The 17,970-nt window shown below is 61.8% G+C and carries 14 protein-coding genes; 6 read left to right on the plus strand and 8 right to left on the minus strand.

The annotated features are described in order from the left end of the window. Positions 1-93: 93 nt before the first annotated feature. The 3 genes from PBDP_RS28930 to glnK form a co-directional block, all read right to left on the minus strand. Complete coding sequence (locus tag PBDP_RS28930) at positions 94-519, minus strand: secondary thiamine-phosphate synthase enzyme YjbQ (protein ID WP_109752956.1); 426 nt, start codon at positions 517-519, stop codon at positions 94-96. Positions 520-731: 212 nt separating this feature from the next. Next, positions 732-2,066, minus strand: a complete 1,335-nt coding sequence (locus tag PBDP_RS28935; protein ID WP_025216105.1) for an ammonium transporter — start codon at positions 2,064-2,066, stop codon at positions 732-734. Positions 2,067-2,099: 33 nt separating this feature from the next. After that, on the minus strand, positions 2,100-2,438 hold the full coding sequence (gene glnK, locus PBDP_RS28940; RefSeq protein WP_002555808.1) for a P-II family nitrogen regulator: 339 nt from the start codon (positions 2,436-2,438) through the stop codon (positions 2,100-2,102). A gap of 414 nt (positions 2,439-2,852) precedes the next feature. Between glnK and PBDP_RS28945 the strand changes: the two genes are divergently transcribed. After that, positions 2,853-3,107, plus strand: coding sequence for an accessory factor UbiK family protein (locus PBDP_RS28945; RefSeq protein ID WP_109752668.1), 255 nt, complete (start codon positions 2,853-2,855; stop codon positions 3,105-3,107). 52 nt (positions 3,108-3,159) lie between these two features. Here PBDP_RS28945 and PBDP_RS28950 read toward each other — a convergent pair whose 3' ends face one another. After that, positions 3,160-4,800 carry a methyl-accepting chemotaxis protein gene (locus PBDP_RS28950; protein ID WP_109752670.1) on the minus strand — a complete coding sequence of 547 codons (1,641 nt, stop codon included), beginning with the start codon at positions 4,798-4,800 and terminating at the stop codon, positions 3,160-3,162. 422 nt (positions 4,801-5,222) lie between these two features. Between PBDP_RS28950 and PBDP_RS28955 the strand changes: the two genes are divergently transcribed. Genes PBDP_RS28955 through PBDP_RS28965 form a run of 3 tightly spaced genes read left to right on the plus strand, consistent with a single transcriptional unit; the run spans position 5,223 to position 8,830 of the window. Beyond that, positions 5,223-6,647, plus strand: coding sequence for a c-type cytochrome (locus PBDP_RS28955; RefSeq protein WP_249411827.1), 1,425 nt, complete (start codon positions 5,223-5,225; stop codon positions 6,645-6,647). Positions 6,648-6,650: 3 nt separating this feature from the next. Continuing rightward, the gene (locus PBDP_RS28960; protein ID WP_109752672.1) at positions 6,651-7,199 is read left to right on the plus strand and encodes a sugar dehydrogenase complex small subunit; all 549 of its coding nucleotides are present in this window, start codon (positions 6,651-6,653) and stop codon (positions 7,197-7,199) included. Beyond that, positions 7,196-8,830: a GMC family oxidoreductase gene (locus PBDP_RS28965; protein ID WP_212801614.1), complete on the plus strand. Its 1,635-nt coding sequence runs from the start codon at positions 7,196-7,198 to the stop codon at positions 8,828-8,830. Before PBDP_RS28960 ends, PBDP_RS28965 begins: the two co-directional genes overlap by 4 nt. A gap of 7 nt (positions 8,831-8,837) precedes the next feature. On the opposite strand, the gene PBDP_RS28970 is transcribed toward PBDP_RS28965, so the two are convergent. Then, the gene (locus PBDP_RS28970; protein ID WP_116833737.1) at positions 8,838-10,109 is read right to left on the minus strand and encodes a sensor histidine kinase; all 1,272 of its coding nucleotides are present in this window, start codon (positions 10,107-10,109) and stop codon (positions 8,838-8,840) included. Positions 10,110-10,370: 261 nt separating this feature from the next. Between PBDP_RS28970 and PBDP_RS28975 the strand changes: the two genes are divergently transcribed. Next, on the plus strand, positions 10,371-11,864 hold the full coding sequence (locus tag PBDP_RS28975; RefSeq protein ID WP_212801615.1) for a YifB family Mg chelatase-like AAA ATPase: 1,494 nt from the start codon (positions 10,371-10,373) through the stop codon (positions 11,862-11,864). 6 nt (positions 11,865-11,870) lie between these two features. On the opposite strand, the gene PBDP_RS28980 is transcribed toward PBDP_RS28975, so the two are convergent. The 3 genes from PBDP_RS28980 to PBDP_RS28990 all read right to left on the minus strand — a co-directional run bounded on the left by PBDP_RS28980 (position 11,871) and on the right by PBDP_RS28990 (position 16,415). Beyond that, positions 11,871-13,085: an aldose 1-epimerase family protein gene (locus PBDP_RS28980; protein ID WP_163856192.1), complete on the minus strand. Its 1,215-nt coding sequence runs from the start codon at positions 13,083-13,085 to the stop codon at positions 11,871-11,873. Positions 13,086-13,330: 245 nt separating this feature from the next. Beyond that, a complete protein-coding gene (locus PBDP_RS28985; RefSeq protein WP_109752682.1) occupies positions 13,331-15,307 on the minus strand; it encodes a methyl-accepting chemotaxis protein in 1,977 nt (658 codons plus the stop codon). Positions 15,308-15,494: 187 nt separating this feature from the next. Continuing rightward, positions 15,495-16,415: a LysR substrate-binding domain-containing protein gene (locus tag PBDP_RS28990; protein ID WP_109752684.1), complete on the minus strand. Its 921-nt coding sequence runs from the start codon at positions 16,413-16,415 to the stop codon at positions 15,495-15,497. Positions 16,416-16,573: 158 nt separating this feature from the next. On the opposite strand from PBDP_RS28990, the gene PBDP_RS28995 reads away from it, so the two are divergent. Continuing rightward, positions 16,574-17,968, plus strand: coding sequence for a NorM family multidrug efflux MATE transporter (locus tag PBDP_RS28995; RefSeq protein ID WP_212801616.1), 1,395 nt, complete (start codon positions 16,574-16,576; stop codon positions 17,966-17,968). Positions 17,969-17,970 lie beyond the last annotated feature (2 nt).

Genomic DNA, 17,970 nt, shown 5'->3' on the forward strand with positions numbered 1-17,970 from the left:
CATGACTTGCGAAAAGCAGATTAGTTATAGCCCAGCTTCGCCATCTGTTCGAAGGCTGCCAGAAAAAATTCAACATCCGCCGGCAATCAGCGGTTATGCCCCTTCACCGTACAAGGTGGCGAGGACTTTACGAGCACCACCGTGATCACGGTGCTCGCCCAGATAAACACCTTGCCAGGTACCCAATGCCAACCGTCCTGCCGTGACCGGCAGGCTGAGCTGGCAACCGAGCACACTGGCCTTGAAGTGCGCCGGGAGGTCGTCCAGGCCTTCGTCGTTGTGCTCATAGTCGGCGGTTCCTTGTGGGATCAGCCGATTGAAAAATCGTTCGAAGTCTCGACGTACCGCCGAATCGGCGTTCTCGTTGATGGTCAACGAAGCCGAGGTATGCTGCAGCCACAGATGCAACAGACCGACACGACACGCCTGGAGTTCAGGCAGGCCGGCAAGCAATTCGTCCGTCACCAGATGAAAGCCCCGGGGCCTTGCCCGCAGGGTTATCAGCGTCTGTTGCCACATACAGATCTCCGCACGTTCGGCGCGCATTCTAGCGCGCTCTGGGAAAAAACAAAGGGCCTAATATTCTTGCTTCGGTGTAAGCCTTTGGCGGTACAAAACCCCATGTCGCATCCACAACAAAAGGCGTCGGAAAAACCGCCGCGTCCTGTGAGCAGTGACAAATTCCAGACAAAAAAATGCCCGGCGAACCGGGCATTTTTTATTGCGTGTGCTTACAGGTTGTAGCCACGTTCGTTGTGTTGGGCCAGGTCCAGGCCCACGGCCTCTTCTTCCTCGGAGACACGCAGACCCATGACGGCGTCCAGCACTTTGAGAATGATGAAGGTGACGATCGCGGTGTAGACCACGGTGAAAGCCACGCCCTTGAATTGAATCCACACTTGCGCACCGATATCGGTCACGGTGCCGAAGCCACCCAGTGCCGGTGCCGCGAACACACCGGTCAGGATCGCGCCGAGGATACCGCCGATGCCGTGCACGCCGAAGGCGTCCAGGGAGTCGTCGTAGCCGAGTTTGCGCTTGAGGGTGGTGGCGCAGAAGAAGCACACCACGCCCGCCGCCAGGCCGATGACCAGGGCGCCCATCGGGCCCACGGTGCCGGCAGCCGGGGTGATTGCAACCAGGCCGGCCACCACGCCCGAGGCGATGCCCAGTGCGCTTGGCTTGCCGTGGGTGATCCACTCGGCAAACATCCAGCCCAGCGCCGCGGCGGCGGTAGCGATCTGGGTCACCAGCATCGCCATGCCGGCGGTGCCGTTGGCAGCAACTGCGGAACCGGCGTTGAAGCCGAACCAGCCAACCCACAGCATCGCCGCGCCCATCAGGGTATAGCCCAGGTTATGCGGCGCCATCGGCGTGGTCGGGAAGCCTTTGCGCTTGCCCAGTACCAGGCACGCCACCAGGCCGGCGATACCGGCGTTGATGTGCACCACGGTGCCGCCAGCGAAGTCCAGCACGCCCCAGTCCCACAGCAGGCCGCCGTTACCGGACCAGACCATGTGGGCGATCGGTGCATACACCAGGGTGAACCATACGCCCATGAAAACCAGCATGGCGGAGAACTTCATCCGCTCGGCAAACGCACCGACGATCAGCGCTGGAGTGATGATGGCGAAAGTCATCTGGAAGGTAATGAACACTGCTTCAGGGAACAGCGCCGCCGGGCCGGTCAGGCTGGACGGGGTGACGCCTGCCAGGAACGCTTTGCCCAGGCCGCCGACAAAGGAGTTGAAGTTGACGACGCCCTGCTCCATGCCGGTGGTGTCGAACGCGATGCTGTAGCCATAGATGACCCACAGGACGCTGATCAGACCGGTAATGGCAAAGCACTGCATCATCACGGAAAGAAGGTTTTTCGACCGGACCATGCCACCGTAGAACAGTGCCAGGCCGGGAATGGTCATGAACAGTACAAGAATCGTGGCCGTGAGCATCCAAGCGGTGTCGCCGGAGTTCAGGACTGGGGCTGCCGCTTCTTCTGCCATGGCCAGGCCTGGCATTGCGAAGGACAACAGGGCTCCTAGCCCTGCGAATTTACGCAGAGTCATATTGTTTTCTCCTGGGGCGTTGGGTTTGGCGGCTTAGATGGCGTCGGTATCGGTTTCGCCGGTACGGATGCGGATAGCCTGTTCCAGATTGACCACAAAGATCTTCCCGTCACCGATCTTGCCGGTGTTGGCGGCCTTGGTGATTGCCTCGATCACCCGGTCAAGATCCTTGTCGTCAATGGCGACATCGATCTTCACCTTGGGCAGGAAATCGACCACGTATTCCGCGCCGCGATACAGCTCGGTGTGACCTTTCTGCCGACCGAAGCCTTTGACCTCAGTAACGGTAATGCCCTGCACGCCGATCTCGGACAACGACTCGCGCACGTCGTCCAACTTGAACGGCTTGATGATGGCAGTGACTAGCTTCATGAAACTTTCTCCCGAATTGGTGGACTTGCCCCAGGAAAACAAACCCGACTCAAGTCTAAGCGCAGTGCCTGGCTTTGTAACGCATCGTCGGCCCAAGTTGCCCGACAGGTGCCAGTTAACCGATCCTGACGAAACTCCCCGTTCCGCCTGCTGCACTGCATTCGTCACAGCGACTGCATCAGTGCATGGGTCATCAGCCTCTAAGCAGAAACCTTGCCATCTGTACCCAAACCCTCTGATTTCAGTCTCTTACCCACCGTGCCCGCTTGCTCCGCCCCACGAACCGCAGCGATACGCACAACAACAGTGCGACGATGCCCGGCCTCGTGCGCGAAAAGCGTGCATCCTTGCTTGCAAATTGACTATAGACACTGCGTGGTACACTGCCCGCCATTGTTTCCAGGACACCTGCCCATGCTTGCGCCCAAAGACCTCCTCGACGCCCTGAGCGGCCATGCCTCCCGTATCTTGAGTGGTGACACGCCGCTGCCCAAGAGCGAAATCGAAAGCCAGTTCAAGGCGCTGCTGCAAAGCGGGTTCAGCAAACTGGACCTGGTGAGCCGGGAAGAATTCGACAGCCAGATGGTCGTGCTGGCCCGGACCCGGGCGCGGCTCGAAAGCCTGGAGGCCAAGGTCGCGGAGTTGGAAGCGCGACTGGCCCAGGAATAGGCACCTTCGGGCCATACGCCCGGCATCAGCCCAGGCGTATTCAACCCAAGGGTCAGAGGCGGAAACGACCGACCAGGGTATTGAATGACAGGGCCAGGTTGGACAGCTCCTGGCTCGACGCACTGGTCTGGTTTGCCCCAGCGGCGGTCTGGGTAGAGAGATCCTGGATATTCACCAGGTTGCGATCGACCTCACGGGCCACATGGGCCTGCTCCTCCGACGCCGTGGCAATCACCAGGTTACGGTCATTGATCTGCGCAATACCGTCGGCGATCTGCTCCAGTGCCTCGCCCGTGGCCCGGGCCAGGCTCTGGGTCTCGGTCACCAGCGCCTGGCTCTTGCCCATGGCATCGACCGCGCTGTCGGCACGGTCCTGCACCGCGTGGATCATGCTCTCGATTTCACCGGTTGACGCCTGGGTGCGTGCCGCCAGGGCACGAACCTCATCGGCCACCACGGCAAAACCACGTCCCTGCTCCCCGGCGCGGGCCGCCTCGATGGCCGCGTTGAGCGCCAACAGGTTGGTTTGTTCAGCGATCCCGCGGATCACATCCAGCACCTTGCCAATATCGCGTACCTGAACGGCAAGATCCCTGACCAGCCCGGTGGACGAGGTGATTTCCTGGGTCGCAGTGTCGATCGCCTGCACCGCGCTACGGGCCTGATCACGTCCCTCGCTGGCCTGTGTGCTGGTCGATTGCGAAGCCTGTGAAGTGGAGACCGCGTTGCGGGCCACCTCCTCGACCGCCGAAGTCATTTCGGTCACGGCGGTGGCGGCCTGCTGGATTTCGTCATTCTGCCGGATCAAGGCACGACTGCCATCATCGGTGACCGCCGTCAGCTCCTCGGCGGCAGACGCCAATTGGTCCGAAGCGTTGGCAATCTGCTGGATGGTGGCCTTCAAACTCGTCTGCATATCGCCCAAGGCCTTGAGCAACTGGCCGGCCTCGTCGCGACTGTTGCTGGTGATGTGCTGAGTGAGGTCGCCCTGGGCGATGCGTTGCGCGCAATCGACCGCCGTGGCAATCGGTCGACTGATCAGGCGACTGATAAACATGCCCAACAGCAGCGCGGCGATAAACGCCACGACAATGCCGCTGTACAGCACGGTCTTGGCCGTCGCCTCCTGCTGCGTGGCGGCCTTGGCGTCTTCGCTGATCTGACGGTCATTGGAGTCGATCATGATGGTCAACTGGTCCATCACCTTGCGATAAGTCTTCTGCAGGTCACCCAGCAACAGGGTGCGACCGTTCTCCAGGTCGCCAGCCGCCATCATCGCCACGTACTGCTGCACCATGGCCTGGTAGACCGGCCAATCCCGGGCCATCTGGTCGCCAGCGATGCGCTCGTCTTCAGCCAGATTGCCTTTGCGGTAATCGGCGAAAGCCTTTTCGCTGGCCAACTGATTGGCTTTCATCGAAGCGAGAAACTCATCCTTCATGCTCTGCGGAGCATTGCCGGCGGTAGCGACATACAGTCGGTACATGTCGCGCGTCTGGCCGACCGCCTTGGTCTTGGTCTGCGACGTATTGGCGACCGAGACCAGGTTGTTGTTGAACACCCCCTGCAAACGTGTCGACAGTGCGGAAACCCCACTGACGCCAAGCATGCCCACGGCGAGCGTGATCAGGGCGCAGAGGAAAAACGAGGTGATCAGTTTGGTTGATAATTTTGCGTCATTGAGCCAGTTCATCGGTGGATCCTCACGGGATGCTGGTCCAGCAGCCCTGCTATGTGTGCATTTCCCTGCCCCGCGTAACGCCAGGTAAAGGGCCTGTGTCCAGACTCCATCGCCGCTGATATGAACCTCGAGCAAGACGTCGTACAACATCACAAACGTACAAGCTAAATTCCCTGCTCGCCTTCAAACTTGATGGAGCGACCTCCTCGCTTTTTTGCCCATTGCGCTCACAACGCCATAGGCCAATATCTTCTGAAATACTTGAGATAGAGACATTTAATGAAAAAATTAAATGATGGCTTATAGCCATATTTCTTGAGAAATGTTACATCATGTGACACGTTGATCACAACATAAGACATCGTATGACTTAGACCATTTCTATGAAATGAACCTAAGAACGTGCATCGAAGCCCCACCGTGAGGAGTTACACATGCATCCGCAGAGGATGGGTCAGCCATTGCCCGGTGTGCGCAAGGCCAAACCCGTGAGGAAGAAGCTCGCAGAGTGCCTGGCCCTGATAACGATCAGCCTGGCAGCCCATGGCGAAACGCTCGATACCAGCGCCTCGCCCGGCAAGCGACTGGCAGTGGCCGCCGATTGCGTGGCCTGCCATAGCACCCTCGGCGGCAAGCCCTTTGCCGGCGGTTATCCACTCAACTCGCCAATGGGCGTCATCTACTCAACGAACATCACCCCTTCCAAGACCGCCGGCATCGGCCAATACACTCAGGCAGACTTCGCCCGCGCCGTGCGCGACGGCGTGACCCCGGACGGCACCCACCTGTACCCGGCGATGCCCTACACCTCCTACGCAAAGATGACCGACAGCGACGTCGCCGCCCTGTACCAGTACTTCATGGATGAAGTCACGCCGGTGGATACGCCCAGTCCCAAGACCGAACTCGACTTTCCGTTCAATATCCGCGCCTCGATGCTCGGCTGGAACGCCCTGTTCCATAGCCAGAAACGCTTCGAGGCGGATCCGGGCAAGTCCGCTCAGGTCAATCGCGGTGACTATCTGGTCAATGCACTGGCCCATTGCGACACCTGCCATACCCCGCGCAATGCCCTGATGGCAGCGGATAACGCCAAGGCGCTTTCCGGCGGTTCACTGGGAGCCTGGTATGCACCCAACATCACCTCGGACAAGACCAGCGGGATCGGTGCCTGGTCGAGCGATGAGCTCGTTGCCTACCTGCGCAGCGGCCATGTAGAGGGCAAGGCGCAAGCTGCCGGGCCCATGGCCGAAGCGGTCGAGCACAGCCTGCAGTACCTTGGCGAAGATGACCTCAAGGCCATCGCGGCCTATCTGCTGCAGACCCCACCGATCGCTACCGGCGAGCAACAGGCCCGCCATACCTTCGGTCAGGCCTCGAACGACGAACTCAGCCTGCGTGGCGGCAAGCCGCAGGACAATCCGGGCTGGCACATCTTCAGCGGCACCTGCGCCAACTGTCACCAGGCCAACGGCGAGGGCACCCGTGAATATCCGTCACTGTTCCACAACACCGCGACCAGCCGCCGCGACAACCTGATCGCGACCATCATCTACGGCGTGCATCGCGAAGTCGACGGCGTGGCAATCGACATGCCGGCCTTCGGCCCAGATGCGCTGTTCACCGATCGTCTCGACGACCAGCAGATCGCCGACGTCAGCAACTACGTCCTGTCCCACTACGGCAACGCCGGATTGAACGTGACTGCCGCCGATGTGGCGCAGGTGCGCGAAGGCGGCCCCAAGGCCCCCATCGCAGTGCTGGCACGCTACAGCGTACCGGCACTGGTTGTGCTCGGCCTGCTGATCCTCCTGGGGCTTTACAGGCTCAAGGCTCGTCGCCGGCTGCAGGAGGCCTGAACAATGGACACTTCAATGACCGACAAACACATGCCCGTTTCATCTACCCCCACCAACCACCTATCCCGCCGCGGCCTGCTGCGCGGGTCGGTCACCCTGGGCCTGGTGGCCTTGGTCGGAGGCCTCGGCCCCTGGCAATCGGTGATGGCCGAGGGCGACCAGGACTTTATCGCCCTGTCGCAATTCCTGGTCAGCCGTCCGGTCAACCCGGTCCTGGCGGCGCGCTACTACCGCGCCCTGAGCCGGCGCGCACCGAACTTCAGTGGCAATGTCGGCGCCCTCAGGCAACTGGTCGACGGGCAGGGCTTCAAGCATGTGGATGAATACCTGGCCCAGGCCAACCCGGACCCATCGTTGAAAGCGACGGCCACCAGCATCATTTCGGCCTGGTACCTGGGCATCGTCGGCGAGCTCGCCGATGCCGAACTGATCAGTTACTCCGAGGCGCTGATGTATCGCCCGACCCACGGCATTCTCATCATTCCAACCTACGGTGGCGGCCCCGACTCCTGGGGCGCCAAGCCAGCCGATACGCAGGATTTCAAACTATGAGCAGCGTTGTTTACGACGCCGATGTGGTCGTCATCGGCTCCGGCGTGATGGGTGGCTTGATTGCCAGCGAGCTGGCCAAGTCGAACAAGTCCGTGATCGTTCTCGAAGCGGGCCCGCGGGTGAACCGCCGCGACATCGTCGAAACCTTCCGCAATGCGCCGGTCAAGCTCTCACTGGCCAATGCCAAGCTGCAAGGCGCCGGTTCGCCCTATCCAAGCTTGCCCCACGCACCTTCCACCTATGGCGACTACCTGCAGCAGGTCGGCCCGGTGAAGTACAACACCTCCTACCTGCGGGTGGTCGGCGGCACCACCTGGCACTTCGGTTCCTCGCTGTGGCGCATGCTGCCCAACGACTTCCGCCTCAACGCCCTCTACGGGCGCGGGCGCGACTGGCCGATCAGCTACGACGAACTGGAACCTTTCTACGCCCGCGCCGAGACCGAGCTGGGCGTGTCCGGGGTCGATGGCCAGGATGAAAGCGGCCAGGGCGGGGCAGCCTATCCACCACGCTCGATCCCCTACCCGATGGAAGGCCTCAAGCCCAGCTACATGTTCAAGCGCCTCTCGAGCCTGTTGAGCAGGGGCGGCTACAACCCGATCCTCGAACCCAACGGTCGCGCCACCCGCCCCTATGGCAAGCGTCCGCCGTGCGCGGGCAACAATAACTGCAACCCGGTCTGCCCGATTGCCGCCAAATACGACGGCTCGATGCATATCGACGAGGCCGAGCGCCATGGCGCCAAGGTCCTGGACAACTCGGTGGTGTACCGGATCGAGGCCGGCGACGACGGCAAGATCACCGCGATCTGGTACATGCGCCCGGACAAGACCCAGCATCGCCTGACCGCCCGCTACTTCGTGCTGGCGGCCTATGGCATCGAATCGCCGAAGCTGTTGCTGATGTCCACGTCCGAGCGATACCCCAACGGCATCGCCAACACCTCCGACCAGGTCGGCCGCAACCTGATGGACCACACCGGCGTGAGCATGAACGTGATGACCAAGGAGGACATGTGGCCCGGCGAGGGACCGACCCAGTTGCTGGTCTACCTGAACAGCCGCGACGGCGCCTTCCGCAAGGATTACCCGAGCTACAAGATCAAGGTGCGCAACACGGTGCCCACCTCGCAGATCACCACCAACCTGATCGCCAAGGGCGTGCTGGGCTCCAAGCTCGACGAACAGATCCGCCTGCAGTCGGCGCGCTCCTTGAACTGGGCAGTGGACTTCGAAACCCTGCCGCTGCCGGAAAACCGCGTCACTCCGAGCAAGACCCGCTTCGACGCGATTGGCCTGCCGGTGCCGGAGATCTACTACAGCGTTCCCGACTACTGGCACGCGGGCAAGGAAAAGGCCTTGGAGGACCTCAAGCAGTTCGCCCACCTGCTCGACGCCGACATCCTCAGCACCGACGTCAACTTCCAGAACCGTCAGCACATCATGGGCACCACCATCATGGGTAACGATCCGAAAAACTCGGTGGTCGACCGCGACTGCCGCAGCCACGACCACGCCAATCTGTTTATCGCCGGGACCAGCGTGATGCCGTCATCATCCTGCGTGAACCCCACACTGACAGGGGCCGCACTGAGCATACGGATCGCCGATCAATTGCTGAGGGAGGTGTAAAGCCTGTTCAACCCTCCGCCGCCCGCTGAGAGGGGGCCGGGGTCAGCGGCAGCTCCAGGCTAAACAGCGCGCCGCTGCCCGGCCCGGCACTCTGCGCGGTCAGATCGCCCCCCATCTCGTGCGCCGCCAGAATGCAGCTGTGCAAACCAAAGCCGTGGCCGTCGACACGCGTGGTGAAGCCGTGCTCGAACACCCGCGCCAGGTTGTCCTGCGCAATCCCCTCGCCGTTGTCCTCGACCTCGACCCGCACGCGCCCATCGTCAACGACCTTCAGGCGCAGGATGATCTGCGGCGGCCGATTCGTACCCGCGTCCAGCGCCTGCTTGGCGTTGTTGATCAGATTGACCAGGATCTGCAGCACTCGGTGCTTGTCCAGCGGCATTTGCGGGATATCGATGAATTCCTTGATCAGCGTGATGTGGTGGCGGGTCAGGGATACATCGCAAATGCGTACGACATCCTCGACCAACTCTCGCAGCGAGCCCGGCTCCAATACGCTGGAGTTGCCGGCGTAGGACTGCTGGGTGGCGACGATTTCCTTGATATGGTCGATTCTGCGGGTCAACTGCGCCAACTCGGCGATCATCGCCTGCTGTTCGATGGCCAGCGCATCGGCCAGTTTGTCGAGATAGTCGGGTAGCGCGCGACCTTTAGGGTCGCTGCTGATGAAATCGCCGAGGTCATCGGGATGCTCCCTCATCAGTTGGACGACCTTGGCTACTCCTGGGCCCTTGGATGTATGCACCTTCTCGTACAGGACCTGGGCTGACACGTTGACGCTATTGAGCACATTGCCCACGTTGTGCAGCACGTTGGTGGCGATCTCCGCCATGCCGGCCCGGCGGGCGGTGGTGACCAGTTCGGCCTGCGCCTCGCGCAACTCGTCGTTGACCTTGGCCAATTGCTGCGGGCTGGGAATCTTCAGCGCCGCCGGCACCAACCGGACCAGCAGGATGGCGGTAATCACGGAGGCAATCGCGGTGATCACCTTGACCAGCGCCGACAGCCAGTAATAGGGCTGCCAGATAGTCAGGATCTCCATCACATGGCTGGTGCCGCAGGCCAGGATAAACACGCCAAAGGCCGCCAGCATCCAATCGAACGGCACATCCTTGCGCTTGTGGATAAAGTACAGGAGGGTGAAGGGAATGGTGACGTAGGACAAAGTGATCAAGCCGTCGGCGATCACATTGGTCCACAGCAGGTCCGGACGCCACATATAGCAATGCCCGTGGGGCATGAAACGCTTGTCGGTTAACAGAGCCAGCAGATCGTTCATGGCCACTTCCTCCCTGTGCCGTTGATACAGCCAAGTGCCGACTAGGCAAATCGGAGTCTAGGCCGGTCCCGGGCATTTCGCTTGGGCGGGTGAAGGATGGCATTTGCTGAATCGTATCGCGCTTGCCGCCCCTCGACTGTCACTGACTGTCGCAACATCCTGCCAAATTTTCCTCCCTCAATTTCCGCGCCCACGTTCATCCCCACGACTAACCTTCGAGAGCCGCAGGACGCGGCGCCCTCTTCACTCAAGGAACGATTCATGTCGCTCGCCATTGTCCACAGCCGCGCCCAAGTCGGGGTCGAGGCTCCTGCCGTTACCGTTGAAGTTCACTTGGCCAACGGCTTGCCATCGCTGACGATGGTGGGTCTGCCAGAGGCGGCGGTAAAGGAAAGCAAGGATCGGGTGCGCAGCGCGATCATCAATTCGGGGCTGAATTTCCCGGCGCGGCGCATCACCCTGAACCTGGCTCCGGCAGATCTGCCAAAGGACGGCGGGCGCTTTGACCTGGCCATTGCCTTGGGGATCCTGTCGGCCAGCGTGCAGGTGCCAACCCTGACGCTTGACGATGTGGAATGCCTCGGTGAGCTGGCATTGTCCGGCGCGGTGCGTCCGGTGCGCGGGGTGTTACCCGCGGCACTGGCGGCGCGCAAGGCCGGGCGCATGCTGGTGGTGCCACGGGCCAATGCCGAGGAAGCCTGCCTGGCCTCCGGGCTGAAGGTGATCGCCGTGGATCATCTGCTCGAAGCGGTGGCGCATTTCAACGGTCACACGCCGGTCGAGCCTTTCGTTTCCAATGGACTGCTCTCGGCCAGCAAACCCTACCCCGACCTGAATGAAGTGCAAGGCCAGGCCGGGGCCAAGCGGGCACTGCTGATCGCCGCCGCGGGAGCTCATAACCTGCTGTTCAGCGGGCCACCGGGCACCGGCAAGACACTGCTGGCGAGCCGTTTGCCGGGGCTGTTACCGCCGTTGGCGGAAAGTGAGGCCCTGGAGGTCGCGGCCATCCAGTCGGTGGCCAGTTGCGTGCCGTTGAGCCATTGGCCGCAACGGCCGTTTCGCCAGCCCCACCACTCGGCTTCCGGTCCCGCGCTGGTGGGTGGCGGGTCAAAACCGCAGCCAGGGGAGATCACCCTCGCCCACCATGGCGTGTTGTTTTTAGATGAACTGCCAGAGTTCGACCGTCGGGTGCTGGAGGTCTTGAGGGAGCCGCTGGAGTCTGGGCACATCGTGGTTTCTCGTGCCCGCGACCGAGTCCGCTTCCCGGCGCGTTTCCAGTTGGTGGCGGCAATGAATCCCTGCCCCTGTGGATACCTTGGCGAGCCCAGCGGCCGTTGCTCCTGTACGCCAGACATGGTGCAGCGCTACCGCAATAAGCTCTCCGGCCCCCTGCTGGACCGCATCGACCTGCACCTGACGGTCGCCCGCGAGGCCACGGCGTTGAATCCCAAAAGCGAACCCGGTGCCGATACGGCCACCGTCGCCGAGCACGTGGCCGAAACCCGGGAACGCCAGCAAAAACGCCAGGGCTGTGCCAACGCATTCCTGGATCTGCCGGGCTTGCGTCGGCATTGCAAACTATCCGCACTCGATGAAACCTGGCTGGAAACCGCTTGCGAACGACTGACCCTGTCGCTGCGCGCCGCCCACCGCCTGCTCAAGGTCGCCCGTACGTTGGCAGACCTTGAGCGGGTGGATCGGATCAGTCGGGAGCACTTGGCCGAGGCGTTGCAGTATCGGCCCGCTACGCCCTGAAGTGCGTCACGGCTTGCTCAGGTCCACCAGCGGCGTATCCCGCACCTCGGTCTTGCGGCCACCCTGGATTTCATCGATGCGTTTGAGGGCTTTATCCACGGCGCCCTTATCCGCCAGCAGGCTGTAGTGGATCTGGAACTGCTTGTGCTCTTTCGGCGCGATCATGGGAACCAGGCCCAGTGGTCGCTGATACCGGCGGTTATAGGAAAAACTGGTGCCTGGCTCCAGCCCGGTCACGTAGCCCTGGCCTTGGGTATCGGTGTTTTTCCACAGGGAGAACACGGGAAGCGTGCTGGTGTTGAAGCCTACCGATACCCCGAGGCTGCCGGCCTTGTTGTGCAGCACGGTAAGGGTGTCGCCCTTGGCGTCGGCGTAGGGCACGACGTTATAGACGGTTTCGTCGTAATCCTTGGTCGGGGCCCGGTAGGTTTGCCAATCGGGCAAGTCGCCCTTGGCCTTGTCGTTGAACGGCGAGACCTGCTTGACCGGTGCCGCGAAACGAGCGCCCTGCTCCAGGAACGGCGTGCTGAAATTGCTGTGATAGAGCGCCTGGTATTCCTTCGGATAGTCGCCGTTGTTGGTCAGCGTGTCGTTGAGGGTGAAAGCCACACTGCCGGGCTCGGTGACCAGTTCGGTCTGCACCGAGAAATCGACCTTCTTGAAGGCCTGCTCCTTCAACTCGCCTCGCAATGTGATGGCGTACGGAGGTTTTTCATCGATGTGCAAAGTGACCTTGTTGGCCGGGATGTTGGCTGCACGACCATGCAGGGTCAGCAGCTCACCATTGTCCATGCCGGGATGGCCGACCCATTCGTAGCCACAGCGAGTCACCAGTTCATTGAAACCTTCGAGCCAGCCCAGTCCGCCTCGACCATTGAGCTCAATGAACGCCGGATTGACCACTTCCTTGACGGGCGAATCCCAGCCCATGCGCACATTCCCGACCGAAGCCTGCAGCACGTTCATGCCGCGGGTCGGGACGACGGAAAGCTTCAGGGTACCGTTGTCGATGTCGACGATGCTGACGCCTTCCTGGCGGCCACCGTGCAAGGTGCGCATCGTCACGGAAAAGGGCTTGCCGGTCTTCACGCCCAGTTGCTGGCTGGTGATTTGCCAGGGTTGAGCGGCTTTATCCGTATCCAGCAGGACGTAATCCCAAGCCATCGCATGGGAGGCAGCGCTTAGAGCGCCAAGGGTAACGAGGAGTTTGAGCGGAGTCATGGTCACGACCTTTTATTGGAGTTGTGCGGTTTTTATAGACTTGAAGAAACGTTTCAGCAAGCTTAAAAACAGCAATATCCTTAAAAAGCAACGACCAGCGGGTTGGAAGCTTTCGGTGGGAGCGAGCTTGCTCGCGATAGCGGTGGATCAGATTGAGATGATGTTGACGGGGCTGCCGTCATCGCGAGCAAGCTCACTCACAGGAGGTCTGGGTGAGCTTGCTCGTGACAGCGGCGCAAGACGCTTCAGCGGAACCGATCGACCTCTTGGCGCAGGTCCTGGGCCAGTTTTTCCAGTTCCTTGGCGGTGAGAGCCAGGTTCGAGACCACTTGCCGCTGTTCGCTGTTGGCCATGGCGATGCTTTGCAGGTTACTGCTGAGCAAGGTCGCAGTACTGCTTTGTTCCTGGGTGGCGGTGGTAATCGCCGCAAATTGCTGGCCGGCCGAGCGACTTTGCTCGTCGATGCGCGCCAGGGCCGAGGCCACGTTGGCGTTGCGCGACAGGCCTTCCTGCATCAACAGGTTGCCCTGCTCCATCGTGCTGATGGCATTGCCGGTTTCCTGCTGGATGCTGTTGATCATGCTGGAAATTTCGTCGGTGGCCTGGCGGGTGCGAGATGCCAGGCTGCGGACTTCATCGGCCACCACGGCAAAACCACGGCCCTGCTCGCCTGCGCGGGCGGCTTCGATGGCGGCGTTCAAGGCCAGCAGGTTGGTCTGCTCGGCGATCGAGGTGATAACGCCAACGATACCGCCGATTTCCTGCGAACGCTGGCCCAAGGTATTGATGACCGTGGCGGTGCTGTTCAGCGCACCGGCGATCTGTTCCAGGGACGACGACGCTTCATCCATAGAGGTCCGGCCAATGCGGGTTTGCTGGGCGTTTTCCTGGGCCAGGCGCTCGGTGTTGCCCATGTTGTCAGCAATGTTCAATGAGGTCGCACTGAACTCTTCCACCGCGCCGGCCATGCTGGTGATTTCGCCGGACTGCTGCTCCATGCCTTCATACGCCCCACTGGACAATCCGGACAGCGCCTGGGCGCGGCTGTTGACCTCCTGGGAGGCCTTGCGGATGTGCTCGACCATGGTCGACAAGGCCTGGCTCATCTGGTTGAAGGCACGGGCCAACTGACCGATCTCATCATGACTCGACACATTCAAGCGCACGCTCAGGTCGCCAGCACCCAAGGCTTCGGCCTGGCGAACCAGATCGCCGAGCGGCGCCAGTTTGCTACGCAACAGCCACATCGCCGAGCCCACCGCCAACAACATCGCCAGCAGGCTGCCAATGGCCAGCTGAGTACCGACGCTCCAGGTCACGGCGCGAATCTCGGCTTTCGGCATGCTCGCCACCACCGCCCACGGCCCGCCCTCGAACGGTACGGCAACGCTGTAGAAATCTTCGGCGGTATCGGTCCAGAACGCCCCCTTGCCCGGTTTCTTGACCAGCCCAACGATGGTCGCGCTCGCCTGGTCCAGCGCCTGCACGCCGGCCGGCGGCACCAGCCATTTGTTCTGTTCATCCAGCAAGGCCAGCGAACCGGTCTGGCCGATGCGGAAGCGCTTGAGGTTCTCGAACTGCGCATTCTGCGCGTCGGTGTAGTCGAAGCCTACGTACAACACGGCAATGATCTTGCCGCTGCTGTCGCGTACGGGCGTGTACTGCGACATGTAGAAGCGTCCGAAAAGCAGGGCTCGACCGATGTAGCTCTGCCCGCTGATCACCGGACCGTAGGCAGGGCCGGCACGGTCGAGCACGGTACCGATGGCCCGCGTACCGTCCTGCTTGCTGACTGAGGTACTGACGCGGATGAAATCGTCGCCGCTGCGCACGAAAACCGTGGCAACCCCGGCGGTCATCGCTTTGAAGTCATCCACTTCCTTGAAGTTGTTGTTCAACACTTCGCCGCCCAGGCTCAAGCCGGGGGTTTGTACGCCCGCCACCGTCACCGGCTGGTCCGGATGCACGCTCAGGCCGGCGCTGAAGCGCTTTTCGAACAGGCCGGCCAACCGTTGAGTACTCTCGCGCAAGGTACTGTGGAACGTATTGAGCTGATCGGCCATCAGACGCGCTTCGCTGGCCAGGTGCTCTTCACGGGTGGCGAGGTTGGCAGTGTCCAGCGAACGCAGGGCGAAAACGGTACTGCCGGAGATCACGATCGCCAATATCACAGCGAGGGCAAGGCCTAGCTGTGAGGCGATCCGGGCACGGGGTTGAGACATGACGGCTCCTGGCCGAGAGACCGGATCATCCTGATCACGCTCGCACGCTCGGCATTCTATTCGGGTGAGGTGAAAGTTGGCCCTTTCTGCACGAAGGTTCCATGCTCACGGATTCGGCGGCAAAGCCAAATACTTGAGCGGTTCGCAAGGATTAATGCCAAGCGGCTATCACGCCAACTACAACGTTTCAGCCCAGGCGCTCGACGTCGGGTAATTGCATGGCCTTTACTTCACCCTGAAGGAAGTCGCTGAGCCGGCGCAAACGTTCACCACCCGGACGGGTTTTTGGCCAGACCAGGTAATAGTGTTCACCGCTGGCGACTGCGGTCGGCCATGGCAAGCTCAGGCGCCCCTGGGCGACATCCTCGGCCACCATCAGCAGGTCGCCCATGGAAACACCATAGCCGCGTGCCGCCGCGATCATGCCCAGCTCCAGGGTATCGAACACCTGTCCCCCCTTGAGCGAAACCTTGTCGGACAGGCCCATGCGTTGCAGCCAGTTGCGCCAGTCCCGGCGATCCGGCGTGGGGTGCAGCAATTCAGCGCTGGCCAACCGCGCCACATCCCAGGGCTGGTCATTCAACAGGTTCGGCGCGCCCACCGGGATCAACTCCTCGGGAAACAGCAAACTGGCCTCCCAGTCGGCGGGAAAGTGCCCGTTGCCCAGCAATACGGCGCAATCGAAGGGCTCGACGTTGAAGTCCACCGAGTCGATGTCCATCCAGGCACTGGTCAGCTGCACCTCGTTGCCGGGCTGCAAATGCCGGAAGCGACTCAGGCGCGCCAACAACCAGCGCATGGTCAGTGTGGAAGGCGCTTTCATGCGCAGGATGCCATCCTCGCCATGCAAGGTATGACAGGCCCGCTCCAGCGCCATGAAGCCCTCACGTACCCCCGGCAACAGCAACCGCGCCGCCTCGGTCAGTTGCAGGTTGCGCCCGCTGCGCTGGAACAGCCGGCAGGCAAAGTGATCTTCCAGCGTGCGAATGTGCCGGCTGACCGCGCTCTGGGTGATCGACAGCTCTTCAGCGGCCCGAGTGAACGAGCTGTAGCGCGCCGCGGCTTCGAATGCCCGCAGCGCATAAAGAGGCGGAAGACGACGAGACATCGCAAAAGCTCCATGGCGTTGTTTGCCAACCCTACCAGAAACCCATCCAGCATGAGTTTTAATCATGCCAGCGATCTTTTTTATCCTTTTGTGCAATCGGCCGAGAGCGCCGAGAATCGTCGCTTTACTGCCTTGTTTGAACATGGAGCGTGATGATCATGCGGCATCCTGTGCGTACCGAACTCTGGGCCATCCTGCGGCTGGCGGGGCCGTTGATTGCCTCACAGTTGGCGCACATGCTGATGGTGCTCACCGACACCGTGATGATGGCGCGCCTGAGCCCCGAAGCCCTGGCCGGCGGCGGGCTCGGGGCGGCCACCTATTCGTTCGTGTCGATCTTCTGCATTGGCGTGATCGCCGCGGTGGGCACCCTGGTCGCGATCCGCCAGGGCGCGGGCGATGTCGAAGGCGCGACCCGGCTGACCCAGGCCGGGCTGTGGCTGGCCTGGCTGATGGCGCTGATGGCCGGGTTGCTGCTGTGGAACCTCAAGCCCGTGCTGCTGATGTTCGGCCAGACCGAAACCAACGTACTCTCCGCCGGACAGTTCCTGCTGGCGCTGCCGTTCGCCCTGCCCGGCTATCTGAGCTTCATGGCCCTGCGCGGCTTCACCAGCGCCATTGGCCGGGCCACACCGGTCATGGTGATCAGCCTCGGCGGCACGGTGGCCAACTTCCTGCTCAACTACGCGCTCATCACCGGCATGTTCGGCCTGCCGAAACTCGGCTTGATGGGGATCGGCCTGGTCACGGCCATCGTCGCCAACTGCATGGCCCTGGCACTGGCCTGGCACATCCATCGGCACCCGGCCTACCGTGCCTACCCCCTGCTCGACGGCCTGTCGCGGCCCAATCGCCAATACCTCAAGGAACTGTGGCGCCTGGGCCTGCCGATTGGTGGCACGTACGCGGTGGAAGTCGGGCTGTTTGCGTTCGCCGCGCTGTGCATGGGCACCATGGGCAGCACACCGTTGGCCGCCCACCAGATCGCCCTGCAAATCGTCTCGGTGGCGTTCATGGTGCCGGCGGGGATGTCCTACGCCATCACCATGCGCATCGGCCAACACTACGGCGCCGGGCAGTTGCCGATGGCGCGCCTGGCCGGTCGGGTCGGGATCGGCTTTGGCGCGGCGGCCATGCTGGCGTTCGCCATGGTGTTCTGGTTGCTGCCCCATCAATTGGTCGGCCTGTTCCTGGACCACGACGACCCGGCGTTCCGCGACGTGATCAACCTGGCCGTGAGCCTGCTGGCCGTGGCGGCATGGTTCGAGCTGTTCGACGGCACGCAAACCATTGCCATGGGCTGCATCCGCGGACTCAAGGACGCCAAGACCACCTTCCTGGTAGGCCTGGGGTGCTATTGGCTGATTGGCGCGCCGGCGGCGTGGTGGATGGCGTTTCACCTCAACTGGGGGCCGACCGGCGTCTGGTGGGGCCTGGCCCTGGGGCTGGCCTGCGCGGCCGTGAGCCTGACAGCGGCGTTTGAATGGAAAATGAAACGGATGATTCGCAGTGAGCCTGGGCAGCAACGTTTCGAGGTCGTTCAGACTGAATGAGC

This window comes from Pseudomonas sp. St290 (genome assembly GCF_018325805.1).
Taxonomy (GTDB): Bacteria; Pseudomonadota; Gammaproteobacteria; order Pseudomonadales; family Pseudomonadaceae; genus Aquipseudomonas; species Aquipseudomonas bijieensis.